Origin of the sequence: Gordonia sp. PS3, from assembly GCF_041950545.1 — a bacterium.
Lineage (GTDB): Bacteria > Actinomycetota > Actinomycetes > Mycobacteriales > Mycobacteriaceae > Gordonia > Gordonia sihwensis.
On the sequence record NZ_CP169524.1, the window covers coordinates 319,944 to 342,935 of the forward strand.

Consider the following 22,992-nt stretch of genomic DNA (forward strand, 5'->3'; position numbering starts at 1 on the left):
CGTGTCTACTGTGACCGCGGTTAACCGTTAAGGTTGGCACCATGAGTGAAGTCACCGCCTGGGAATACGTCACCGTTCCGCTGCTCACGCATGCGACCAAGCAGATCCTCGACCAGTGGGGCTCGGACGGCTGGGAACTGGTGAGTGTTCTGCCCGGTCCCACCGGGGAACAGCACGTCGCATACCTCAAGCGTCCGAAGGCCTGACCGATGAGCGGGCAGTGGTCGAAGCGCTTGGCGGAACTCGGAATCGATCTTCCGACGGTGGTCGCACCGGTCGGCAGTTACACCCCCGCACTCCGCGTCGGCGATCTCGTGTACACCTCGGGACAGATCCCGGTGGCCGACGGTCAGGTGAGCGTCACGGGGAAGGTGTCCGAGGGCGCGGAAGGCATCGTCACGCCGGAACAGGCGAACGCGGCGGCTCGGCTCTGCGCGCTCAACGCGCTCGCGGCCGTGCACGCCGAAGTCGGCATCGACTCGATCGTCCGGGTGGTCAAGGTGGTCGGATTCGTCGCCTCGGCACCCGGATTCACCGGTCAGCCCGGCGTGATCAATGGAGCGTCGGACCTGCTGGGTGAGATCTTCGGCGAGGCCGGCGTCCACGCGCGGTCGGCCGTCGGGGTCGCCGAACTCCCCCTGGGCGTGCCCGTCGAGGTGGAAATCGTCGTCCAGGTGAAATGACCCGACCGGGGAGCGGTGCCCGGAGGCTGCGGACCAGCGTGCGTCCCGAGGAACAGGAAGCGGTGATCCTGGCGGCGGCGCGCCGCGAGTTCGCGGAGGTCGGAGTGCGGCGGGCCGGCATGGACGCCGTGGCGCGCGCCGCGGGCGTCTCGCGCAGCACGCTGTACCGGCGTTTCCCGAACAAGGACGCATTGCTCGCGAAGGTCGGCGAGGCGATCGCACTCGCGACCATGCGGCATCTCGCCGCGGCCGTCCGCGGCCTGCCGCCGCGCGAGGCGGTGGTCGAGGCCTTCGTCGAATGCACGCGGATCGTCGACGAGGATCCGCTCGTGCGCCGACTGCTGCTCGACGAGCCGGACGTCGCCGACGTTCTGGTGAGCCAGACCTCCCGTACCGCCGGAGAGTTCCTGGAAGCCTCCGGCGCCGCGGTCGCGGGCACGCTGCGTCGTGCGGGCGCGACCATGCCCGACGACGATCTTCTGCTGGTGTCGGAGCATTTCGTACGCGTCGCGCTGTCGCTCACGCAGATCCGGACCTCGCGTCTGGACATCGCGGACGTCGAGACCGTCCGGGCCTACGCCACGAAGTTCCTGGCACCGGTGGTGTGGTGACGCGGCGGTCGCTCGGTAGGCTCGGTGAATGCCCCTTCATGCCGACGCTTCCGCCGACGACAAGCCGGTCCATCCCGCATACGGCGTAGTGCGTGAGGTGACGCCGTTCGCCTCTGTGCTGCTGTGTCACAATCCCGGCTCGTTCGAACTCGACGGCACCAACACCTGGATCCTGCGAGCGCCGGGTTCGTCGACCGCGGTGGTCGTGGATCCGGGACCGACCAAGCACGGCAAACACGTGCGGGCTGTCGCGGCCGCGGCCGGGGAGGTCGAACTCGTCCTCATCAGCCATCGCCATCACGATCACGTCGGTGCATGCAAGAGGATGCGCAAACTCGCGGGCGCACCGCAGCGGGCCTACTCAGACGAGTACTCGGTGGGCGCCCCGCGGTTGCGGGACCGTGAAGTCATCGAGGCGGCGGGCGTGACCATCACGGTGATGCACACCCCGGGACATACGGCCGACTCCACGAGCTTCCTCGTCGAGTGGGAGGGGCAGCGTGCGATCCTGACCGCCGACACCATTCTCGGTTTCGGCACCACCGTGCTCGATCCGTCGGACGGTTCGCTGAAGGACTACTTCAACTCGCTCAATCGGCTGCTGGTGGAGGCCTCCGACGCGGTCGTGCTGCCCGGACACGGCCCCGACCATCCGGAGCTGGAACCCATTGCGCGCTACTACAAGTCGCATCGCGAGGAACGTCTCGCGCAGATCGTCGCCGCGCTCGACGAACTCGGTGTCTCACCGGAGAAGGCCAAGCCGATGAAGGTGGTCCGGAAGGTCTACTCCGACGTCGATCAGAAGCTCTGGCCGGCCGCGAAGATGTCGGTGAAGACTCAATTGGAGTATCTCCGCACGCTGTGAGCGCGTGCGGCGGAGATCAGGACTGACAAACAGGTCCGAGGGCGAAATGCCCTCGGACCTGTTTGTCGGTACTGATTTTGCGCTTGCTCAGCGTGCGCGGCGCGCGAGGCGCTCGGAGTCCGCGATCAGGACACTCTTGCCCTCGAGTCGCAGCCATCCGCGCTGTGCGAAGTCGGCGAGCGCCTTGTTGACGGTCTCGCGCGAGGCGCCGACGAGCTGGGCGATCTCTTCCTGCGTGAGGTCGTGCGTGACGCGCAGTGCGCCGCCCTCCTGCGTGCCGAAGCGCTGCGCCAACTGCAAGAGCTGCTTGGCGACGCGACCCGGGACGTCGGTGAAGATCAGGTCGGCGAGGTTGTTGTTGGTGCGGCGCAGGCGACGTGCCAGCACGCGGAGCAACTGCTCGGCGATCTCCGGACGGTCCTTGATCCACTTGCGCAGCGCGTCGCGGTCCATGGTGACCGCGCGGACCTCGGTGACGGTGGTCGCCGACGAGGTGCGGGGGCCGGGGTCGAAGATCGACAGCTCACCGAACATGTCCGACGGACCCATGATGGTCAGCAGGTTCTCGCGACCGTCCGGCGAGCGGCGGCCGAGCTTCACCTTGCCGGACAGGATGATGTAAAGACGGTCGCCGGGTTCGCCCTCGTGGAAGATGACATGACCGCGCGGAAACTCGACCGGCTGAAGTTCCTTCGCGAGAGCTGCGACGGCGGTGGGTTCGACACCCTGGAAAATGCCGGCCCGTGCTAGTACTTCTTCCACCTAAAGAACCTCTCTCAAATGCTTTTGCCGCGTCCAGTGATAAAGACTACGTGAAAGATCATAGATGTTGGATTGATCACTGTTCGCATTAGTAGGCAACTAGCGCGCGTCGTACCTGCGGCTCGGGCCGCCTGCACGCTCACCGGACTTCAGGACGCGCGACTGGATTCCGGTTCGTCTGTTTCCGCGATCGGCTTGCTGCGCCGGCTCCGGAGCTCGTCGAGTGCGGCGGGCAGCCCGTCTTTCGCGAGGTTGCTCACGTCGGTCTCATCCGCGGCTTCCAGGAACTCCTCGACGTGGGCCGGGCCCACCGACAGTCGGTCGAGTCCCGCCTGCACCCTCTCCATCGCGAGTGCGAAGAGCATCAGCACAGCGGGGAAGAGAAGTCCGGCCAGTCCTTGCATGAGGAACAGTAAACACCGGGGCCGTGGGGGTGCCGCAAACCCAGACGGCTCTCGTCACCGAGTTGTGACCTGCGGTTACCCGGGCCGGCGAGGTCAGCCGACCGCGCGGCCGGGGGCACGGCGGCTAACCTGGTCTGTTGTGAGTAGACGCAAGGAGGAGACCAGGCTGGGCCTGGTCCGGCGGGCGCGGCGGATGAACCGAGCGCTGGAGGCGGCCTTCCCGCACGTCTACTGCGAACTGGATTTCACAACGCCGCTGGAACTGTCGGTCGCGACGATCCTGTCGGCACAGTGCACCGACGTGCGCGTGAACCAGGTGACGCCCGCGCTCTTCGCCAGGTACCCGGACGCGCGCGCATATGCCGAGGCCGACCGGACCGAGTTGGAGGAGATGATTCGGTCCACCGGCTTCTATCGGAACAAGGCCAATTCGATCATCGGCCTGGGGCAGGCGCTGGTCTCGCGGTTCGGTGGCGAGGTGCCGGCGAATCTCAAGGATCTGGTGAGCCTTCCCGGCTTCGGGCGCAAGACGGCCAACGTCGTCCTGGGCAACGCCTTCGGCGTGCCGGGGATCACCGTCGACACGCATTTCGGCCGGCTGGTCCGCCGCTGGGACTGGACTCGGGAGACCGACCCGGTGAAGGTGGAGCACGCGGTGGGCGCGCTGTTCGAGAAGCGCGACTGGACCGACCTGTCGCATCGCATCATCTTCCACGGTCGGCGCGTCTGCCATGCGCGCAAACCGGCGTGCGGTGTCTGCGTGCTCGCCAAGGACTGTCCCTCCTACGGTGAGGGGCCCACTGACAAGGGCGCGGCGGCGGCACTGGTGAAGGGGCCGGAGACCGAGCATCTGCTCGCCTTGGCCGGAGTCGAGCAGTCGGGAGCGGCTCAGTGAAGATCCTGAAGGAGCCCGCGGCCCGGGCCACGCTGGCATTCGTCATCGTCGCGGTCGCGCTAATCGTGGCGCTCTGGCCCCGTGGCGGGCCCGACGACACCGCGGGCGGCGGTGGGACGACGGCGGCGACCTCCACCTCTGGTGTGACCGATCAGCAGGTGTCCGAGGACGAGCTGAGCAAGGAGCGCGCGGCGGCCGCACTGCAGCCCTGTCCCGACGGCACGGGGCCGGCCGGCCCGCATTCCGTCCTGGCCGGTGTCACGGTTCCGTGCATGGCCACCGGCGCACCGGTGGACCTCGGCGTGACCACGGCGGGAAAGCCTCTGGTCATCAACATGTGGGCGGTGTGGTGTCTGCCCTGCCGTCGTGAGCTGCCGATCTTCGACCAGTTCTCCAAGGACGCGGGCGAGAGCCTGAACGTGCTCGCCGTTCACGCAAGCCAGGGCGGCGACAAACCGTACTTCGTCCTGAAATTCCTGCAGGAGGTCGGGGTGCATCTTCCGGTGGTCACCGATCCGAACGGTGCGGTCGCCAAGGCGATCGGGGCGCCTCGGGTGTTCCCGTCGACCGTTCTGATCCGGTCGGACGGCACCGTGGCCGATGTGCTGCCGCGAGTGTTCGATTCGGAGGCGCAGCTCGCAGAGGTGGTCCGTGAGAAGCTGGGTGTCGACGTAGGGGGAGCGCAGTGAGCGGAGTTCCGGTGGGGCCGCTCGTGTCCCGGGACCAGATCCCGCCGTGGCTGCGCCCGGTGACCGACGACCCCGAGGTCGTCAACGAGAAGGTGCTCAGCCGAGGCGGCGGTCGGGCACGGCTCGTCGCGGGCCTGCGCGGACACCGTGCCGCGGCCGTTCTGGTGCTCTTCGCCGGGTCGTTCGCCGCCGACCCGCTGGCGGCCGGAGGACTGCCCGCCGACGCGGACGTGCTGCTCACCGAGCGCGCCGCCACCCTGCGAACGCACAGCGGACAGATCGCCTTTCCGGGCGGCAGCCGCGATCCCGGCGACGACTATCCCGTCGGCACCGCGCTGCGAGAGGCGCGGGAAGAGACCGGCCTCACCGACGACGGCGTCAAAGTGCTGGCGAATCTGCCCGCCTTCCCGGTGCCGACCGGTTTCGAAGTGCACCCGGTGCTCGCACACTGGGAACGCCCCAGCCACGTGTACGCCGTCGACCACGGTGAGACGGCGAGGGTCACCAGGGTGAACCTGCGCGAACTCCTGGCACCGGAGAACCGCTTCCAGGTGAGTCGGTCCCTCGTGGGAACCACCGTGTACAAGGGCCCGGCGTTTCTCTACGACGGCATGCTGGTCTGGGGATTCACCGGTGGACTGCTGGCGGCGATCAGCGAAGCCGCGGGCTGGGACGTCCCCTGGGACACCGACGACGTGCGCCCACTGGAGCAGATGATCGCCGAGACCGGCGGTCGGCAGGTGTCGGGGTTCTCCGACCCCCGGGACGGCGGCCTCGCCGCCGACGTGAACGGAGATCGATGAGCGGATCGGTGTGGGTCGACCTGGTGATCCTCGTCGTCGCCCTGCTGGCGGCGCTGAGCGGATACCGCCAGGGTGCGGCAGCGTCCGCACTGGCCTTCTTCGGCGTGGTCCTGGGTGCGGTCGCGGGAATTCTGCTGGCTCCCGTCGTCATCGAACGCTTCGACGACGCTCGGCTTAGGCTGTTGATCGGCGTGGTGCTGATCGTCGTGTTCGTCATCATCGGCGAAGTCGCGGGCATGGTCCTCGGCGGTGCGGTGCGCAGCAGTATCCACTCCCCGGGACTGCGGCGCGTGGACAGCTGGATCGGTTCGGTGCTGCAGGTGATCGCCATCGTGATCGCTGCGTGGCTGCTCGCCTTCCCTTTGCGGAGTACGGACGAATTCCGTCTCTCGTCGGCGATCGACGGCTCGAAGGTGATTCAGACGGTCGACAAGGTGGCCCCGCAGTGGGTGCGTGACCTGCCCGACGAGTTCACCGGTCTGGTCGACAGTTCCGGGCTCAAGGAGGTGATCGGGCCGTTCGGGCAGACGCGCGTGGCGAACGTCGGTCCGCCCGACGCGGCTCTGGTCGACCAGCCCGCGGTGCGCTCGGCGAAGCGGAGCGTCGTCAAGATCAGCGGTGTGGCTCGCAGTTGCGGCCAGGCGCTGGAGGGCAGTGGATTCGTGGTCTCGCCCGAGCGCGTGATGACCAACGCGCACGTCGTGGCGGGTACCGACACCGTGAGCGTTCAGACGTCGGCGGGCGGCGATTACGAGGCCACCGTCGTCTGGTTCAACCCGCGCAACGACGTCGCGGTCCTGGACGTGCCGGGACTGCGCGCGCCGGCCCTCGAGTTCGCCTCCGGGCAGGCGCAGACGGGCGACGACGCCATCGCTCTCGGCTACCCCGAGAACGGGCCCTTCACGGTCACGCCGCTGCGCGTGCGGAATGTGGTGGAGCTCAACGGGCCGGACATCTATCAGAGCCCGCGCCAGGTGCAGCGCCAGGTGTACACGGTGCGCGGCAACATCCGTTCGGGCAACTCCGGCGGTCCGATGATCTCCACCGACGGCAAAGTCCTCGGCGTGGTCTTCGGCGCCGCAGAGGACCCGACAGAGGACACCGGCTTCGTCCTCACCGCGGAACAGGTTCAGCGCGATCTCGCGGCTTCGGAGCAGAGCGATTCCGAAGCGGCGACGCAGCAATGCGTCTCGGGCTGATCCGGGATCGATCGGACTCTCGAGCGGCGGCGTTCGTCACCGGCCGAGGAGCTGCAGCAGCAGCGCGTTGAACTCCCCGGGTGCTTCCTGGTGTGCGAAGTGCCCGGTGTCGGGAATGATCCGGTAGTCCATGTCGGCTGCCCAGTGGCGGCTCTGGACCATCACCGAGTCGAGGATGTACTCGTCGTCGTGGCCGCGCACGGCGAGGATGGGGATCGGCAGCCGCTTGTCCATGAGATCCATGAAACGCCGGCCGTCGTTGCGGAACTGCGACCGGAACGCCCACCGCCGGTACTCCAGGCTGCAGTGGGCCACGCCGGGGATCTGAATGGCGAGCCGGTTGCGGGCGATCGTCTCGGCGAAGTCGGGGCTCTGCTGCCAAGCCGGTCCGGAGCGTTCCCGGAAGTACTCCTCGATGAAGGCTCCGTCCGCCCGGGTGAGGCGACGCTCGCCCAGGCGAGGCAGCTGGTTGTGCAGGAACAGCGGGAGAAACGCCGACCGCTCCTCGGAGTTGAACAGGACGCCGCGCTTGAGCGCGCGCGGATGTGGCGACGACAGCACCGCCACCCGCTCGACGACCGCGGGATGCAGTGTGGCCGTGGCCCAGCAGACGAGCCCGCCGTCGGCGTGACCCACCAGCGTGGCGCTCGTGTGGCCGAGTGCGCGCACGAGTGCGTTGGTGTCGCCGGCCAGCGTCCACCCGTCGTATCCGCGGGGCGGCTTGTCGGAGTCGCCGTAGCCGCGCAGGTCGACGGCGACGGCGCGGTAGCCGGCCTCGGTCAGTGCTTCGAGCTGGTGCCGCCACGACCACCAGACTTCGCCGAAGCCGTGCAGCAGCAGCACCAACGGACGGTCGGCCACGAACCGCTGCGTCTCCACGGCATGAAAGCGCAGACCGTTGGCGCGGACGTCGAAGTGCCGCCACGGTCCATCGAAGCGGACCAGGGTCGGGTCCGGAGGAGTGCTCGTCAATCTGGCGGTGATGGATCAGTTGCGCATCGGGTCGCGCGCAGGCGGGATCTGCGGGTGCGCCATACCGCCGGTCGACTCGTGGTGACCGGGGATCACGGTCGCCAGCTCGTTGACCGATTCGATCGTCTTCTCCGGCGCTCGAAGCCGTTTCAGGAACACGTACCCAGCGACTATCAGGGCGATCGAGACCACCAGGAGCACCAGGAAGACGATGCCGAACGCAGCCCAGGTCGGCAGCCAGATGTCGAGCAGGAAGCCGAGGAACACGAAGAAGAACAGGCTCGCGTACAGCAGCAGCACGGCCGCCACGATCATCAGTCCACCGCCGGCGCCGGCCTTCTTGGCCTCGCGGACCAGCTCGGACTTGGCCAGCGCGATCTCGGCGCGGAACAGGGTGGAGGCGCTCGCGGCGGCGTCCTTGACCAGATTGCCGATCGTCGGTTCGCCGCTCGGTCCGAGGTTCGCGTCCGACATGGGGATCGACGGAACGCGGGGAGCGTTGCTCGGTTCACTCGGCCAGGTGTCGGAATTTCCGCTCACGAATACTCCCTTGAAGATCGTTGGTCGGTCTCATGTTGCCATGTCGGGTCGTACCGCGAAACGACACCGCCGACCCGGGCAGGTCGGCGGTGTCGATGCGGACGGTCCGGCGATCAGCTCTTGCGCGACCGGATGGCTTCGAATACGGACGGATCGACGAGGGTGGAGGTGTCGCCCAACTCGCGGCCCTCGGCGACGTCCTTGAGCAGGCGCCGCATGATCTTGCCCGACCGCGTCTTGGGAAGCTCCGGGACGATGTTGATCTCCCGGGGCTTCGCGATCGGCGAGATGTCGACCGACACCTGTTCGCGGAGTTCGGCGATCAGCGAATCGCCGGAGGCGTCGGCGCCCTCCATGAGGATGACGAATGCGACGATGCCCTGACCGGTGGTCTCGTCCGCGGCGCCGATGACGGCGGCCTCGGCCACGGCTGAGTGCGCCACCAGCGCCGATTCCACTTCGGACGTGGAGATGCGGTGCCCCGACACGTTCATGACGTCGTCCACTCGGCCCAGGACCCACAGTGCGTGGTCCTCGTCGTACCGCGCGCCGTCGCCGGCGAAGTACCAGCCCTGCTCGGCGAAGCGCGACCAGTAGGTCTCCTTGAACCGCTCGTCGTCGCCCCAGATGCCGCGCAGCATCCCCGGCCACGGACGGTCGAGAACGAGGTAGCCCTGCTCGCCGTCGGGCACCGGATTGCCGTTGTCGTCCACCACATTGGCGCTGATGCCGGGCAGGGGGCGCATGGCCGAGCCCGGCTTGGTCGCGGTGACGCCGGGGAGCGGGGAGATCATGATGCCGCCGGTCTCGGTCTGCCACCAGGTGTCGACGATCGGGCAGCGGCTGCCCCCGATGACCCCGTGATACCAGCGCCAGGCCTCGGGATTGATCGGCTCGCCGACGCTGCCGAGGAGGCGCAGCGACGAGAGGTCGTGCGCATCGGGGATCTCGCGTCCCCACTTCATGAAGGTGCGGATGAGGGTCGGCGCGATGTAATAGATCGTCACGCCGTACTTCTCGATCACCTGGAAGTGCCGGTGCTCGTTGGGAGTGTTCGGCGTGCCCTCGTAGATCACCTCGGTGGCGCCGTTGGAGAGCGGTCCGTAGACGAGGTATGTGTGTCCGGTGACCCAGCCGATGTCGGCGCCGCACCAGAAGACGTCGCGGCCCTCCTTGTGGTCGAAGACGTTGTGGAAGGTGTAGTTGGCCTGAGTGAGGTAGCCGCCCGACGAGTGGACGATGCCCTTGGGCTTGCCGGTGGTGCCGGAGGTGTAGAGCAGGAAGAGGGGATGCTCGGCGTCGAAGGCCTCGGGCTCGTGATGGGGAGACGACTCGCCGACCGTGTCGTCCCACCAGACGTCGCGGCCCTCCACCCAGTTCAGGTTCGGGTCGTGGTTGGTGCGGCGCACCACAAGCACCTTCTCGACCGACTTCGCGGCGTCGTCGCCGGTGCCGAGGGCCTCGTCGACGGCTTCCTTGAGCGGTGCCGGCTTGCCGCGTCGGTACTGGCCGTCGGTGGTGATGACGACCTTGGCCTCGGCATCGTCGACTCGCGACCGGAGGGCGGTGGCGGAGAAGCCCGCGAAGACCACCGAGTGGGTCAGGCCGAGCCGGGCGCAGGCGAGCATCGAGACGACGGCCTCGGGAACCATCGGCATGTAGATGGCGACGCGGTCGCCTGCCTGCAGCCCGATGGACGCCAGATAGTTCGCGGCGCGTGAGACCTCGTCCTTGAGCTGGCTGTAGGTGATGTCGCGCGAGTCCCCGGGCTCGCCGACCCAGTGGATGGCGACGCGATCACCCTTGCCCGCGGCGACATGACGGTCGACGCAGTTGTAGGCGACGTTCAGCCTGCCGCCGACGAACCACTTGGCGAACGGGGCGTTGGACCAGTCCAGGACCTCGCCGAATGGAGTGTCCCAGTCGAGGCGGCGTGCCTGCTGCGCCCAGAACTCGAGCGGATCGGCCTCGGCGCGGTCGTACAGCTGGGCCGTCGCATTCGCGTCGGCAGCGAATTCGGGAGACGGCGGGTAGACCTGATTTGCGCTCGAAGACATCGTCGTTTGCCTTTCCTCTGTTCGTTCATCGACTCCGGCCACACGGTGAGACCGGAACGGGTCTGCAGGGCGAAGAGACTTCCATTGTGAAGGTAATCACTACCGTCTGACAGTGTGACGGCGGGACGGTTGCATGCGGGTTGCGAGCGATGAGCGGTCGGTCGTCAGCGGTCGGCGGCGCTCGCGCAGGTGCCGCTACTGTTGAACGCGTGAGTTCAGATCCGTTGTCGCCGCTGCTCGACCTGCCCGGCGTTCGCGAGGCGTCCGACCGGGCCCGCGACGCGGTCAGCGCGGCACATCGTCATCCGATCAACCTGCGGCAGTGGGACAAGACCTCCCGCGAGGCCTCGTGGCGGGCCGGGCGGTCGTCGGCAGCGATCGACGGCGGCACCACGGACATCTCACGGTCGGATCTCGGTGACCCGATCGCCGCCGGCGCGGTCCGGGTGGCCCAGTCGCTCGACAGCGATGCGATCGATCAGGCAGTCGCGGTGTTCCGGCGCGCGCCCGCCCAGTCGCTGGCCCGCCTGCACACACTCGCCGCCGCCGACCTGCTCGACGATCCGGAGCTGCTCGGCCGTCCCCGCCCCGAGCCGCATATCGCACAGCGTCTCGACCTGCTCGGGCAGTTGATCACCGGCGGCACGTCGGCGCCGGCTCCGGTGCTGGCCGCCGTGGTGCACGGGGAACTGTTGGCGCTGGCACCCTTCACCGAGGCGAACGGAGTGGTCGCGCGCGCCGCGTCGCGACTGGTCTCGGCGATGACCGGGCTCGACCCGCATCTGCTCGGCGTGCCGGAGGTGACCTGGCTCAAGCGTCTCGGTGAGTACCGGGAACTGTCCGCACGCTTCGCTACCGGCGATCCGGAGGCGATCGGTGCGTGGATCGTTCTGTGCTGCGAGGCGATGGAGGCGGGCGGCGCAGAGGCCACGGCGATTGCCGATGCGGCCCGCGGCTGATCGGCGGTGTCACCGACGGATCGCCGTCAAGAGTAGGAGCCGCACACATATTTGCGGGCGGCCCACCGATCGGATCTCCGATCGGTGCGGCCGCCCGCAAGCACGGGCCCAAGTGACCAGGCGTGCATATGTGGGTTGTGGTACCCGCCTCGGCGAGGGACTGCTGGCATCTCGTCGTGAATCGAACGTCGGGTTGTCGGCCCAAAAGAGATTTCGCGAATGATGCCCGCAATGTCGCAGGCGCACAACACTTGTGCCAATGCGGCGCGCTCCGCGTGGGTGCTTGCCGCCCGTGCTGGGAGCTTGCCGGTCCGGGGGCTTCTGCCCTTCTCTTCCGGGAGAAGCTGGGCCGTCCGGGGCTCCGTAAGTCATTTGTACATGGTGATGCCCATCACATCAAGCCCTTCGTGAAAAATCTTCACGCGGCCTCTGACCTGGCGTTTTTCGAGTGCCGAAGCTGATAGACGATCGCTGCCGCGGCGGCGGCGCCAATCCCCGTGGCGCACAGCGCCGTACGCGTCACCGTGGCCTTGGACGACCACGGCGATGCGGGTAGCGGATTTGGGAAATCGAATATCTCCCAACCGTTCTCGGTCGCGTGGCGACGGAGCGCCCTGTCTGGATTCACCACGGCGGGGTGGCCGACCGCGGTCAGCATCGGCAGATCGGTGCTCGAATCGGAGTATGCGTAACACTCGTCCAGGCGGTAGCCGCGTTCGTCGGCGAGTGACCGCATGGCGATCGCCTTGGCCTCGCCGAAGCAGTAGAACTCGAGTTCTCCCGAGTATCGACCGTCGACCACGCGCATGATGCTCGCCCGGACCACATCGGCACCGAGGAGGCGGCCGATCGGTTCCACCATCTCGATTCCGGAGGCGGAGATGAGCACGATCTCGTGGCCTGCGCGTCTGTGTTGTTCGATCAGGGCTGCGGCCTCGCTGAAGATCGCTGGCCGGACCACCTCCTCGAGTGTCTCGGAGACGATCTCGCGAACCAGGCCGGCGTCCCAGCCGGTGCACATGTCGGTCACATGTTTGCGGAGCCGCTCCACCTGATCGTCGCCGGTGGAGGCGAGCAGGAATTGCAGCTGCGCAACCGCCGACCTCAGCATTGCGCGACGGGTGAGCAGCCCGCCGTCGAAGAAGGGGCGGGTGAATGCGAGGGCGCTGGATCGGGCGATCACCGTCTTGTCGAGGTCGAAGAATGCGGCGATCCGATCCGATGACGTCGAGGTCACAGGCCGAATCCTAGGTGGAATCCGACGCCCGGGGAAGGGTGCCGGGAAGTGTGACGTAGAAAACACTGGAACCAGATAGTTGGTATTGCAATGTTCGCGTCTACGCGTGTAGCTTGTAGTTATCCGGTTCACGCCGGTAGCTTTCAGCCCGACCCCCCGGGGCTGAAACGCTGATGACCCCGGCCTCCTCCCCCCTGGCCGGGGTCGTCCCATTTCTGCGGTCGGATCTTCCGTTCGAACTCCACCCAAGCGAGACGAACATCCTCGATTGTCTCACCACGGTGTGGGCGTCGCGGTAGCTTCAGAGACCAGTGCACCCCGGAGGCGGGTGCGTGTCGTCTAGAGTTTGGACCCTCATGAAGCCCTTCGGACGTCTCGTCCTCGCGATCTGCGCGGTGCTGATCGGTGCCACGGCCCTGGTGGCGGCACCTGCTCAAGCCGCCCCCGCCCAGCCCGAGAACTACAACTTCTTCGGCGGAATCCCCTACGAGCTACAGCACCCGGGCGGTTCGTTGCCCGGATCCAACGACTTCCGCTGCAAGCCGACTGCCGCACATCCGCGCCCAGTGGTCCTGGTGCACGGTACCGGCGGAGCACGCACCACCAACTGGGGAGCCTATGTCCCCATGCTCAAGAACCGCGGATACTGCGTCTTCGCACTGACTTACGGCGCCTTGCCGGGCATGCCGTGGCCGCTGACCGCGGTGGGCGGCATGGACCGGATCGAGGTCAGCGCGGGGCAATTGCAGAAATTCGTCGCACGCGTGCTGGCGGCCACCGGCGCGAAGACCGTCGACATCATCGGCCACTCGCAGGGAACCTACATGCCGGAGTACTACGTCAAGTACCTCGGCGGCGCCGACAAGGTGACCAACTACGTCTCCCTCGCGCCCCTGTGGAAGGGGACCGGGTCGGTGAGTCCGTCCATGAATCAGCTCGGTCGGTTGCTCGGCGACGTCCCGATGCCGATGTGCATCGGATGTGGCGGCATGCTTCGCGGATCGTCGATGAACAAGAAGATCTGGCGCGGCGGAAGCCCGTATGTGAAGGGTGTGCACTACACCAACATCATGACCAGGTACGACGAGTTGCTGGTGCCGTACACCGCGGGCTTCGTCCCCGGCCGCCGGGGCGAGTCGGTGGACAACATCGTGGTTCAGGACAGCTGCGCACAGGACTACAGCGACCACCTCGCGATCGCGGGATCCCGCCGGGCGGCGTACCTGGCACTGAACGCGCTGGACCCGGCACACCCGGTCACGGTGCCGTGCGAGTTCGTGCCGCCGTTCACCGGGCAGTCGTAGCGACTGCGCCGCCGGGACCTGTGGACAACGCGATTTCCTGACTCGGCGCCTGCGGGCACGCTCGGAGCATGAGCGATGTGCTGCTGGTCCTGGCTCAGGAGTCTCTCCACGACGATCTCGCGCGGTGCAGTGCGGCCGCCGGCTTCGCGATGGTGGTCGGCGATCCGGCGCGCTGCAGACACCAATGGCTCAGAGCCGCCGCGGTCGTCGCCGACTCGGCGGCTCTCGACGTCCTCGCCGGGCAGGAGTTGCCGCGGCGCGACGGGCTGTTCGCGGTCAGCGGCGCCGGCGACGACGCGCGGCTGTGGCGGTCGGGCCTGGTTCTCGGCGCCGACGGCGGTTTCGTGCTCCCCGAGGAGGAAGCCGAACTGGTCGCAACGCTGTCGCGGGCGCGCGAACCGCGTCGGCATCCGGCGCGTGCGGTCGCGGTGGTGCCGGGGCACGGCGGTGCCGGGGCCAGCACGCTTGCCGCGGCGGTGGCGCTCGTGGCCGCACGGACGACCGGCGTGCTGCTTCTCGACGTCGACCAGGCCGGTGCGGGTGCGGATCTGCTCTTGGGTATCGAATCGGAGCCGGGCCTGCGGTGGTCGGACGTCAACGGGGAGACCGGTTCCATCGGCGGCGCGGCGTTGCGGTCGGCCGTGCCGCGCACGCGCGGTGTGGGGGTCCTCTCCGCCGGTCGCGAGCAGCCCTCGAGTCTGCGCCCGGAGACCGTGCTCGCGGCGCTCGACGCGAGCCGCGGTGCAGGAGACGCGGTGGTGGCCGACGTGGGACGGGAACCGGGGCCGGTCACGGCCGGGATCGTCGACTCCGTCGACCTGACCGTCGTGGTGACCACGGCGACGGTCGCCGCCGTCGCGGCCACCCGCCGCACACTCGACCGTCTGCTCCGTGAGCGCGAACCGCTGCTGCTGGTCCGCGGCCCGTCGCCGAGCGGACTGACCGCCCCTCAGGTCGCCGATGCCGTCGGACTGGAACTGCTCGGCGGTTTCCGAGCCGACGCATCGTTGCCCGGTCGATGCGAGGCGGGCGGGCTCACGCTGCGCCGGTTCTCCCCGCTGACCCGAGCAGCCGAAGCCGTCTGCCGTCGCGCACGAGTGGGTGCCCGGTGACCGGCGTCGACGCCGAGCTGCTCGAACGGGTCCGGCATCGTCTCGCGGCCGAGGCGGGGCCGGGAGCGCCGTCGCCGGGACCGGAGATGATCGCGTGTGCGATCCGTGCTGAGTCCGGCGGGCTGCTCGGCGACACCGACCTGCTCGCGGCGTTGCGTTACCTGCAGACGGAGATGGTCGGCGTCGGACGTCTCGAAGTGCTGCTCGCCGACCCCGCGGTGACGGACGTACTGGTGGTCGGACCGCGGCAGGTGTGGGCCGACCGCGGTGACGGTCCGCAGCTGACCGACGTGGTGTTCGACGACGAGGCGAGCGTGCGCCGCCTGGCCGCGCGGCTGGCGCTCAGCGCGGGCCGGCGGCTCGACGACGCCCAGCCGTGGGTCGACGGCCGGCTCACGGGAGTCGGCCGCAGCGGTTCGCATCTGCGGCTGCACGCCCTCATTCCCCCGCTGGCACCCGACGGAACCTGCATCTCGCTGCGCGTGCTGCGGAGTGCCACACACGATTTCGAGGCGCTCGTCTCGGGCGGCTCGATCGACGCCGAGGTGAGAGACCTGGTCGCAGGCGTGATCGCGGCTCGGCTCGCCTTCTTGGTCGTCGGAGGGACCGGGGCGGGCAAGACCACTGTGCTGGGGAGTCTGCTGGGTCTGGTCGACCCGAGTCAGCGGATCCTGTGCGTGGAAGACGCGCCCGAACTGGAGCCGTGCCACCCGCACGTGGTGCGCCTGGTGGCTCGCGCGGCCAACGTCGAAGGCGTCGGTGAGGTGACGGTCCGGATGCTGGTGCGGCAGGCACTGCGAATGCGACCCGACCGGATCGTCGTCGGGGAGGTCCGGGGCGCCGAGGTGATCGATCTGCTCACCGCGCTCAATACCGGGCACGACGGCTGCGCGGGCACGCTGCACGCCAACTCGATCACCGAGGTCCCCGCCCGGATGGAAGCGCTCGCGGCCCTCGGCGGGATGGCGCGCGACGCTCTGCACAGCCAACTCGGTCCCGCGATCCAGGTGATCTTCGGAATGGCCAGGACCGCGGGCGGTCGACGGTCGATGACCGAGATCGGAGTGGTGGAACGGGATCGAGCCGGGCTGGTCCGGGTGGTGCCCGCGTGGCGGGCCGGAACCGGTTTCACCGACCGTCGGGAGACTCTCGTGCGGCTCATCGGGAGTCGGTCGTGACCGTGGTTCCGCTGCTCCTCGCGGCAGCGGCCGCCGTCTTGCTGTGGCCGGCGCCGCAGGCTCACCGCAGACTCGAGGAACTCTGCGGTCGTGCCGATCGGGGCTCGCGCCGGCGGACCGACCCCTGGCTGACGGTCTGGGCGCTGCCCGCGGGCGCGCTGATCGTGTTCGGCGTCGCACCCGGTGTCGCCGGGGCGCTGGTGGCCGGTGCGATTACCCGGCAGCGGAGGCAGACGCGACGGGACGCTGCGCGAGATCGCGACATGGGCGAGCTGATCGCCGCGCTCGGAGTGATGGGAGCCGAACTGTCGGTCGGTGCCCCTGTGGTCCAGGCGTGTCGCGCCGCGGCGTCCGACCTGCTGCAGTCCGGGTCATCCGGACCGGTCGCGGACGAACTGGCCCGGATGGCGGCCCGGGCCGAACTCGGCGGCGATCCGGGACCACCCCCGTCAACCGCGTCGAACCCGGTCCGGCGTCTGGCGCAGGCATGGGCCATGTCGCTCGAGTTCGGGCTGCCCATCGGTGAGGTGCTCGCCGCGCTGCGGTCGGATCTCCTGTCGAGGCAGGACTTCGCCGCGCGGACCAGAGCCGGGCTCGCGGGGCCACGAGCCACCGCGGCGGTTCTCGCAGGTCTGCCGATGCTCGGACTGGTACTCGGACAGGCGATGGGAGCCGATCCGGCTCGAGTGCTGCTGGGCACGGGGACGGGCGGTGTTCTGCTGGTGATCGGCACGCTGCTGGCGGTCGCCGGACTCGCATGGGCCGGGCGGATCACGAATAGGGCGGTGGCGCCGTGAGTGCGGCGCTGGTGCTTCTGGCGGCGGCATTGCTCGCGTGGCCACCGCCCGGGTGGGTGCTCGCCCGGGTCCGGGAGTCCGAGCAGACCGGTGCGGGGGACGAGGCCGGAGGATCGCCGGATCCCTTCGACATCGCAGCGGGCTACGACACGCTGGCGGTGTGCCTCCGGTCCGGACTGCCGCTGGCGACCGCGGCGGCGGTCGCGGCCCGGACGTCGCCGCCGGTGCTGGGCAGGTCGCTCACCAGAGCCGCGGAACTCCTGGCGCTCGGCTCCGATCCGGACCAGGCCTGGGCAGCCGCAGAGTCCGACAGCCCGGAGTTCGCGGAACTCGCGGCGCTGATCAGGAGGGCATCGCGAGCGGGTTCAGCGGTGGCCGACGTGGTTTCGGGATTCGCCGACGGCACACGGCGGCGTGCGGAGAACGCCGCTCTCGAAGCGGCCGAACGTGCGGGAGTCAAGATCAGCGGACCGCTGGGGCTGTGCTTCCTTCCCGCGTTCGTATGTCTGGGCATCGCGCCGGTGGTGATCGGCCTGGCGTCGGGACTCCTCGCGGGCGTGTGACGGAGGCGTGCGCCGGCGCCGGGCGTCCCGGGTCATTCAGACGACAGAATTCGGTTCTGCCGCTCTTTCCTCTTCTCGCCCGGACGCGCACGCTTCGTACATGGATACACGTGCAGTCACCCGATGGATGGCCGTGGCGGCCGGAGCGGCGCTGCTGGCGGTCGGAGTCGCGTCTTGCGACAACGGCGACCGCGCCGTGCGGCAGAGCGCCTCGTCGACGGTCGTCACGGTCACGAAGTCGGTCGCGCCCGTGACCGACAGTGGGTCGCCCACGGTGACGGTCATGCCCACTGAGTCGACGGAGACGACCGAGGCGGCCACGGAGACCTCTCCCAGGTCGGATCTGTCTAGCTATTATGGGGAGTGGACCGGGCACGGACGGCAGATGACGCTGCAGCCGGATGGGACCGCATTGGTCACCCTGGCCTCCGGCGCCGCGAATGTGGAGAAGTGGACCGCCACGTGGGGAGCGCACGGCAACGGCATCGTCGTCACGCTGGACACCATGACCTGGCACACGGGCGAACCGCTCGGAAACCAGCCCGGCACGTCGTGGACCGCGGTCCTGGCGCCGTCGGCGGAGGACGGTGTCACGGTGCTCCACATGCCCGGGTTCGCCGACTGGTGCTCGACGAGATTCGGCCAGTCGGTGGTGTGCGGGGCGTGACCGGCCGACGTCGGCCTGCGCGCAGTTCTTAGCCGACACGCCCTACCGCCGCCGTCGGAACCGGTCCGGACTTTCGCGCGTCTAAGTGATGCAGGGTTTCATCGACGAAAGGGAGACGTCATGACGATTCCGGGGACCGCGCGGCAACGCTGGACGGAGATTCGGGAGTTAACGATCCGGCTCGCGGCCGAAGAGGAGGGCATGTCGACGGCGGAGTACGCGATCGGCACGATCGCGGCGGCGGCGTTCGGGGCGCTTCTGTACACGGTGGTCACCGGCGATTCGGTGCTCTCGGCGCTGACCGGAATCATCGGCAAGGCACTGAGCACGTCGGCGGGGTGAGCCGTGCGTGGCCGGACGGTCGCGCTGATCCGGCGGTGCGCCCGCGACGAGTCCGGGATGGTGACCGTGGAGGCGGCGTATGCACTCGCGGCGATAGCGGCGTTTCTGCTCATCGGCCTCGGAGCGGTGGCCGCGGTGTCGGCGCAGATCCGGTGCACCGATGCGGCACGCGAGGTGGCGCGGCTGACGGCCGCGGGGGACGACTCGGCCCGCAGCGTGGGCGCGGAGGTGGCGCCCGCCGGTGCGGGAATCGCGGTGTCCGGTGAGAACGACCGGGTGGTGGTCGAGGTGTCGGCGGACGTCCCGCTGCTTCCTTTCGTCAGAGTCTCGGCGAAGGCGGTGGCCGCTCGCGAGCCGACCGGCGATGAGGCGGGCGGACCGGGGCACGGCGATGAGCGTTCGGGGGACGGAGGGTGACGAGGGATTCTCGACCGTCGCCGGAGCCGCGGTGATCGCGGGGTTGGGGTTCCTGCTGGTGGCGATGCTGTATTCCGGTGCAGCGGTGGTGGCGAGGCATCGGGCGCAGTCGGCAGCGGACCTGTCCGCACTGGCGGCCGCTGCGGTGCGGGTCAGTGGAGACGGGGAGGCGTGTGCGGCCGCGCGGCAGCTGATGTCGAGGCAGGAGGGGGATCCGAGGATGACCGGTTGCGTGGTCGACGGCGACGACGTGCAGCTGTCCGTCGCGGTCAGGGTTCGGTTGGGTCGCTTCGGTATTCGTGAGGCGCGTGCGGTCGCGCGGGCGGGGCCGGTCGAGTCGCCGTAGGGCCGCGGGTCGGCCCGGAGCTACGTGTGCAGACGGCCGATCAGGCGGAGCAGTTTGATCGCGTGCTCCTTGTCCAGCGGTTCGTTGCCGTTGCCGCACTTCGGGGACTGCACGCACGACGGGCAGCCGGTGTCGCAGCCGCATGAGGAGACGGCGGCCTCGGTGGCTGCGACCCACTCGGTGAACGCCTCGTACCCGCGATCGGCGAAGCCCGCCCCGCCGGGGGAACCGTCGTAGACGAACACGGTCGGCAAGCCGGTTCCCGGATGCAGCGCGGTGGAGAGTCCGCCGATGTCCCAGCGGTCGCACGTCGCGACGAGCCCCAGCATTCCGATGGCCGCGTGCTCGGCGGCATGCAGTGCGCCGGGGAACTTGTCGAGTGCGATGCCGGCGTCGATCATCGCCTCGGGCGTGAGCGTGTACATCACGGCGCGGGTCTCGAGTCGGTGCTCCGGCAGGTCGAGCGGAACCGAGTCGAGGATCTCGCCGCTGAGCGACTTGCGGAGGAAACCGACCACCTGACTGGTGACGACGACCGATGCGAGAGCGACGGTGAGGGGACCGAACTCGCGGCGGTCCACGGTTTCGAGGATCGACACGTCGCTGACCTCGCGAGCCGACGTCGTCCAATCGGGTTCCTCGGGGTGACTCAGTGCGAGGCCGTCGTCGAGATCGAGTTCGTCGACCACGAAGCTCTCGCCCTGGTGCAGGTACACCGCTCCCGGGTACACCGAAGTCATGGCGCGGGCGGTGTCGACGGTGCCGAGCAGACGGGAGGACGTGACATCGACGATCAGCACCTGTCCGCCGATGCCGCCGCGCAGATCGATGTCGCCGTGCGGGTCGAGCCCGGGTGCCGCGTACCAGCCGGCCTTGCGTCGTTTGAGCTTGCCCTCGGCGGCGAGGTCGGCCACCACCTGCTCAGCGGAGAAGGCCGCGACTTCGGCCTCGGTGAGCGGGAACTCGGTCGCCGCGCACAGCATGTGCGGACCGAGGACGAACGGGTTGGTTGGGTCGGTGACGGTGGCCTCCACCGCGCGCTCCAGGAGCGCCTCGGGGTGGTGCACCAGATAGGTGTCGAGCGGATCGTCGCGGGCCACCATCACGACGATCGACCCCTCGCCCCGCCGACCGGCGCGTCCGGCCTGCTGCCAGAAGGAGGCGACCGTTCCGGGGTAGCCTGCCACCACCACGGCGTCGAGCCCGGAGATGTCGACGCCGAGTTCGAGGGCGTTGGTGGTCGCGACACCGAGCAATTCGCCTTCGGAGATGGCCCGTTCGAGCCGGCGCCGATCATCGGCGAGGTATCCGGCGCGGTACGCGGCGACGCGGTCGACCAACTCCGGTGCCGTCTCGGCCAGGATCTGCCGGGCCCGCACCGCGGTCACCTCGACGCCGCGCCGGCTGCGTACGAAGCACAGGGTGCGTGCGCCTTCGATGACGAAGTCGGCGAGCAGTCGTGCCGCCTCCGATCCTGCGGAGCGGCGTACCGGAGCCTCGTTCTCCCCGGTGACCTCTTCGAGGAAACCCGGCTCCCACATGGCGACGGTCCGTTCACCGTGGGGCGAGGCGTCCTCGGTGACGGCGACGACGTCCTCGCCGATCAGCCGAGACAGGGCCTGCGCCGGGTTCGACACGGTCGCGCTGGCCCCGATCACGACGGGGTCGGCGCCGTACTTCCGCGCGATCCGCAGTGCCCGCTGCAGCACCAGCGCGGTGTGCGAGCCGAAGACGCCGCGGTAGTGGTGGCATTCGTCGACGACGATGTAGCGGAGCTTCGCGAAGAACGGCCGCCATCGGGGATGGGTCGAGGTGATGCCGATCTGCAGCATGTCGGGATTGGTGAAGATCCAGCGGGAATGCTGCCGCGCCCACTGACGCAGCTCCGAATCGGTGTCGCCGTCGTAAGCGCACGGCTGCAGGTGCGCGAACTCCGGCCGGCCGGCGATCAACTGTGCCACGGACCGGAGCTGGTCGGTCCCGAGAGCCTTGGTCGGGGACAGGTAGAGCGCCGTCGAGTCGGGGTCGTCGGCGAAGGTGGTGAGCACCGGGAGCTGGTAGGCGAGGGACTTTCCCGATGCGGTGCCGGTGCAGACACAGACGTGGCGACCGCCGGCGGCGAGGCTCGCGGCCTCGGACTGGTGACGCCAGGGACGCTGCACTCCGCGTTCGACGAACGCCTCGCGCACCGCCGGGTGCACCCAGTCGGGCCAATCGGTGAACTCCGCGCCGCGGGGATCGATCACCGACATGTGCGTGAGTCCCGCGGTGCCCTCCGGCGTTCCCTCGAGGGTGCGGCCGAGAAGTTCGCTGCCGTAACCACGCTGCGACATGCCGTGTTCTCGCCTCACTGCCCTCAATTCGTCTTGCCCGAAGCACCCATGGTACGCAGGGACTTTGGCGCCTTCTCCGGCGTGTCGCCGAACGACCTGCCGAATGAGGGTGTCATTGGCGTGAGGAACGTGATTAGCTTAAGGCGGTCGCATGCTCCGATCTGATCGAAGTTCGTTGCGGCCGGTGTACTGCAGTTGGTTTCATCGCCCTACGGCGAGGCTTGTTGAAGTATGGCGGTCGGAACAGGCCCCCGTCGCGGCTCCGTTGCGATGGGTGATGCAATGCAATGTAAAGGAATGCAGTAAATGGCACAGGGAACTGTGAAGTGGTTCAACGCGGAGAAGGGCTTCGGCTTCATCGCGCCTGACGACGGCAACGCCGATGTTTTCGTGCACTACTCCGAGATTCAGGGCAACGGCTTCCGTACCCTGGAAGAGGACCAGCGCGTGGAGTTCGAGGTCGGTCAGGGCACCAAGGGCCCGCAGGCCACCGGCGTTCACGCCCTCTAGTCTTCTCTGAGCCCGCCAGGGTTCGACACAAGACTTCACTGGACTCCCGGACCGCTTCGGCGGCCGGGAGTCCGGTCTTTTCGTCCCGCGTCGGCCGGAGACCTCACTGTCACATTCGGGCCGTACCATGGTCGTGTGAGTCAGATGTCGCTGTTCTCTGCGGAGATCGAGGACCCGGCCATCGCGGACCTCGCCGGATTACTTGCGGCACAGGGTCAGTCGGTGCACACGAGTTGGGGTGCACGCGTCTCCGTGGTGGTCGGGGAGCAATGGCGCGCGGAGGAGATCTGCGCGGAGATCCGCGGCGCCGGTCTCGAAGCGGAGATCGTGACCTCCGAGGAGGGCCGCCCGATCGCACGGACCGAGGCCAATCCGCGGATCACCGCGCTGCACCGTGCATGGTCTGCCGGTGCCGTGAAGGCGGTTCCTGAGGGGTGGACGCCGACCCCGCACGCGCTGCGCCTGTGGACTCTCGCGTCCGGTCGCCCGGACGGCGCTCATTACCTGCTCGGCCTCGACCCGAGTGCCCCCGACACTCACGCGCCGCTGTCGACCGCGCTCATGCGGGTCGGCATCGCACCGACCCTCGTCGGAACGCGCGGGCCGCACCCGGCGCTGCGGATCTCCAGTCGCAAGCGGGTCACCCGGTTGCTCGAGACCGTCGGCATCGCACCGGACGGGGCTCCGGAAGGTGTGTGGCCTTCCCCATAGGCCGTGAGGTGCGGCGACCCCACCGGATGTCGTCCG

27 protein-coding genes are annotated in these 22,992 nt (G+C 68.7%); 20 read left to right on the plus strand and 7 right to left on the minus strand.

Features of this window, described 5'->3' with window-relative positions:
* Nucleotides 1-41: 41 nt before the first annotated feature.
* From ACE11G_RS01480 to ACE11G_RS01495, 4 genes are read left to right on the plus strand one after another with little or no spacing between them, the layout of a single operon-like run.
* Entirely contained in the window at nt 42-206 is a 165-nt protein-coding gene (locus tag ACE11G_RS01480; protein ID WP_006897371.1) for a DUF4177 domain-containing protein, read from the plus strand.
* Between the two features lie 3 nt (nt 207-209).
* The gene (locus ACE11G_RS01485; protein WP_346074870.1) at nt 210-683 is read left to right on the plus strand and encodes a RidA family protein; all 474 of its coding nucleotides are present in this window, start codon (nt 210-212) and stop codon (nt 681-683) included.
* A complete protein-coding gene (locus tag ACE11G_RS01490) occupies nt 680-1,294 on the plus strand; it encodes a TetR/AcrR family transcriptional regulator (protein ID WP_006897369.1) in 615 nt (204 codons plus the stop codon). The genes ACE11G_RS01485 and ACE11G_RS01490 overlap by 4 nt, the downstream gene beginning before the upstream one ends.
* 28 nt (nt 1,295-1,322) lie before the next feature.
* Nucleotides 1,323-2,159, plus strand: a complete 837-nt coding sequence (locus ACE11G_RS01495) for an MBL fold metallo-hydrolase (RefSeq protein ID WP_006897368.1) — start codon at nt 1,323-1,325, stop codon at nt 2,157-2,159.
* Between the two features lie 87 nt (nt 2,160-2,246).
* Here ACE11G_RS01495 and ACE11G_RS01500 read toward each other — a convergent pair whose 3' ends face one another.
* Nucleotides 2,247-2,921 (minus strand): Crp/Fnr family transcriptional regulator, encoded by a 675-nt coding sequence (locus ACE11G_RS01500; protein ID WP_006897367.1) that lies wholly within the window; start codon nt 2,919-2,921, stop codon nt 2,247-2,249.
* A 149-nt stretch (nt 2,922-3,070) separates the two neighbouring features.
* Complete coding sequence (locus ACE11G_RS01505; RefSeq protein ID WP_006897366.1) at nt 3,071-3,325, minus strand: hypothetical protein; 255 nt, start codon at nt 3,323-3,325, stop codon at nt 3,071-3,073.
* Between the two features lie 193 nt (nt 3,326-3,518).
* Here ACE11G_RS01505 and nth point away from each other — a divergent pair, with 193 nt between their 5' ends.
* Genes nth through ACE11G_RS01525 form a run of 4 tightly spaced genes read left to right on the plus strand, consistent with a single transcriptional unit; the run spans nt 3,519 to nt 6,911 of the window.
* On the plus strand, nt 3,519-4,220 hold the full coding sequence (nth, locus tag ACE11G_RS01510) for an endonuclease III (RefSeq protein ID WP_231875670.1): 702 nt from the start codon (nt 3,519-3,521) through the stop codon (nt 4,218-4,220).
* Nucleotides 4,217-4,909, plus strand: coding sequence for a TlpA disulfide reductase family protein (locus ACE11G_RS01515; RefSeq protein ID WP_045537286.1), 693 nt, complete (start codon nt 4,217-4,219; stop codon nt 4,907-4,909). Before nth ends, ACE11G_RS01515 begins: the two co-directional genes overlap by 4 nt.
* Nucleotides 4,906-5,712, plus strand: a complete 807-nt coding sequence (locus tag ACE11G_RS01520; RefSeq protein ID WP_039867779.1) for a CoA pyrophosphatase — start codon at nt 4,906-4,908, stop codon at nt 5,710-5,712. The genes ACE11G_RS01515 and ACE11G_RS01520 overlap by 4 nt, the downstream gene beginning before the upstream one ends.
* Complete coding sequence (locus ACE11G_RS01525; RefSeq protein ID WP_006897362.1) at nt 5,709-6,911, plus strand: MarP family serine protease; 1,203 nt, start codon at nt 5,709-5,711, stop codon at nt 6,909-6,911. Before ACE11G_RS01520 ends, ACE11G_RS01525 begins: the two co-directional genes overlap by 4 nt.
* A gap of 36 nt (nt 6,912-6,947) precedes the next feature.
* On the opposite strand, the gene ACE11G_RS01530 is transcribed toward ACE11G_RS01525, so the two are convergent.
* From ACE11G_RS01530 to acs, 3 genes are all read right to left on the minus strand, one after another.
* Entirely contained in the window at nt 6,948-7,883 is a 936-nt protein-coding gene (locus ACE11G_RS01530; protein WP_006897361.1) for an alpha/beta fold hydrolase, read from the minus strand.
* Nucleotides 7,884-7,898: 15 nt separating this feature from the next.
* On the minus strand, nt 7,899-8,423 hold the full coding sequence (locus tag ACE11G_RS01535; protein WP_006897360.1) for a phage holin family protein: 525 nt from the start codon (nt 8,421-8,423) through the stop codon (nt 7,899-7,901).
* 113 nt (nt 8,424-8,536) lie between these two features.
* The gene (gene acs / locus ACE11G_RS01540) at nt 8,537-10,480 is read right to left on the minus strand and encodes an acetate--CoA ligase (protein ID WP_062366392.1); all 1,944 of its coding nucleotides are present in this window, start codon (nt 10,478-10,480) and stop codon (nt 8,537-8,539) included.
* 209 nt (nt 10,481-10,689) lie between these two features.
* On the opposite strand from acs, the gene ACE11G_RS01545 reads away from it, so the two are divergent.
* Nucleotides 10,690-11,439, plus strand: coding sequence for a hypothetical protein (locus ACE11G_RS01545; RefSeq protein WP_039867776.1), 750 nt, complete (start codon nt 10,690-10,692; stop codon nt 11,437-11,439).
* Between the two features lie 418 nt (nt 11,440-11,857).
* Here the strand turns inward: ACE11G_RS01545 and ACE11G_RS01550 are convergent, their stop codons facing one another.
* The gene (locus ACE11G_RS01550) at nt 11,858-12,676 is read right to left on the minus strand and encodes an HAD family phosphatase (protein ID WP_045537290.1); all 819 of its coding nucleotides are present in this window, start codon (nt 12,674-12,676) and stop codon (nt 11,858-11,860) included.
* Nucleotides 12,677-13,032: 356 nt separating this feature from the next.
* Here ACE11G_RS01550 and ACE11G_RS01555 point away from each other — a divergent pair, with 356 nt between their 5' ends.
* The 9 genes from ACE11G_RS01555 (at nt 13,033) to ACE11G_RS01595 (ending at nt 19,402) form a co-directional block, all read left to right on the plus strand.
* The gene (locus ACE11G_RS01555; protein WP_062366396.1) at nt 13,033-13,980 is read left to right on the plus strand and encodes a triacylglycerol lipase; all 948 of its coding nucleotides are present in this window, start codon (nt 13,033-13,035) and stop codon (nt 13,978-13,980) included.
* A 68-nt stretch (nt 13,981-14,048) separates the two neighbouring features.
* Nucleotides 14,049-15,092 carry a septum site-determining protein Ssd gene (ssd, locus tag ACE11G_RS01560; RefSeq protein ID WP_375003424.1) on the plus strand — a complete coding sequence of 348 codons (1,044 nt, stop codon included), beginning with the start codon at nt 14,049-14,051 and terminating at the stop codon, nt 15,090-15,092.
* The gene (locus tag ACE11G_RS01565; protein WP_375003426.1) at nt 15,089-16,270 is read left to right on the plus strand and encodes a TadA family conjugal transfer-associated ATPase; all 1,182 of its coding nucleotides are present in this window, start codon (nt 15,089-15,091) and stop codon (nt 16,268-16,270) included. Before ssd ends, ACE11G_RS01565 begins: the two co-directional genes overlap by 4 nt.
* Nucleotides 16,267-17,067: a type II secretion system F family protein gene (locus ACE11G_RS01570; protein WP_045538944.1), complete on the plus strand. Its 801-nt coding sequence runs from the start codon at nt 16,267-16,269 to the stop codon at nt 17,065-17,067. Before ACE11G_RS01565 ends, ACE11G_RS01570 begins: the two co-directional genes overlap by 4 nt.
* The gene (locus tag ACE11G_RS01575; protein WP_006898135.1) at nt 17,064-17,630 is read left to right on the plus strand and encodes a type II secretion system F family protein; all 567 of its coding nucleotides are present in this window, start codon (nt 17,064-17,066) and stop codon (nt 17,628-17,630) included. Before ACE11G_RS01570 ends, ACE11G_RS01575 begins: the two co-directional genes overlap by 4 nt.
* A 100-nt stretch (nt 17,631-17,730) precedes the next feature.
* Complete coding sequence (locus ACE11G_RS01580) at nt 17,731-18,297, plus strand: hypothetical protein (protein ID WP_156479397.1); 567 nt, start codon at nt 17,731-17,733, stop codon at nt 18,295-18,297.
* Between the two features lie 120 nt (nt 18,298-18,417).
* Complete coding sequence (locus ACE11G_RS01585; RefSeq protein WP_062366405.1) at nt 18,418-18,639, plus strand: DUF4244 domain-containing protein; 222 nt, start codon at nt 18,418-18,420, stop codon at nt 18,637-18,639.
* A gap of 3 nt (nt 18,640-18,642) precedes the next feature.
* The gene (locus ACE11G_RS01590; RefSeq protein ID WP_082781251.1) at nt 18,643-19,056 is read left to right on the plus strand and encodes a TadE family type IV pilus minor pilin; all 414 of its coding nucleotides are present in this window, start codon (nt 18,643-18,645) and stop codon (nt 19,054-19,056) included.
* The gene (locus ACE11G_RS01595; protein WP_062366407.1) at nt 19,031-19,402 is read left to right on the plus strand and encodes an Rv3654c family TadE-like protein; all 372 of its coding nucleotides are present in this window, start codon (nt 19,031-19,033) and stop codon (nt 19,400-19,402) included. Before ACE11G_RS01590 ends, ACE11G_RS01595 begins: the two co-directional genes overlap by 26 nt.
* 20 nt (nt 19,403-19,422) lie before the next feature.
* Here the strand turns inward: ACE11G_RS01595 and ACE11G_RS01600 are convergent, their stop codons facing one another.
* The gene (locus ACE11G_RS01600) at nt 19,423-21,735 is read right to left on the minus strand and encodes a DEAD/DEAH box helicase (RefSeq protein ID WP_062366409.1); all 2,313 of its coding nucleotides are present in this window, start codon (nt 21,733-21,735) and stop codon (nt 19,423-19,425) included.
* Between the two features lie 306 nt (nt 21,736-22,041).
* Between ACE11G_RS01600 and ACE11G_RS01605 the strand changes: the two genes are divergently transcribed.
* Together ACE11G_RS01605 and ACE11G_RS01610 are read left to right on the plus strand one after the other, a co-directional pair.
* On the plus strand, nt 22,042-22,245 hold the full coding sequence (locus ACE11G_RS01605) for a cold-shock protein (protein ID WP_006898129.1): 204 nt from the start codon (nt 22,042-22,044) through the stop codon (nt 22,243-22,245).
* Between the two features lie 135 nt (nt 22,246-22,380).
* Nucleotides 22,381-22,956 carry a hypothetical protein gene (locus ACE11G_RS01610; RefSeq protein WP_039868129.1) on the plus strand — a complete coding sequence of 192 codons (576 nt, stop codon included), beginning with the start codon at nt 22,381-22,383 and terminating at the stop codon, nt 22,954-22,956.
* The last annotated feature ends 36 nt before the right edge of the window (nt 22,957-22,992 follow it).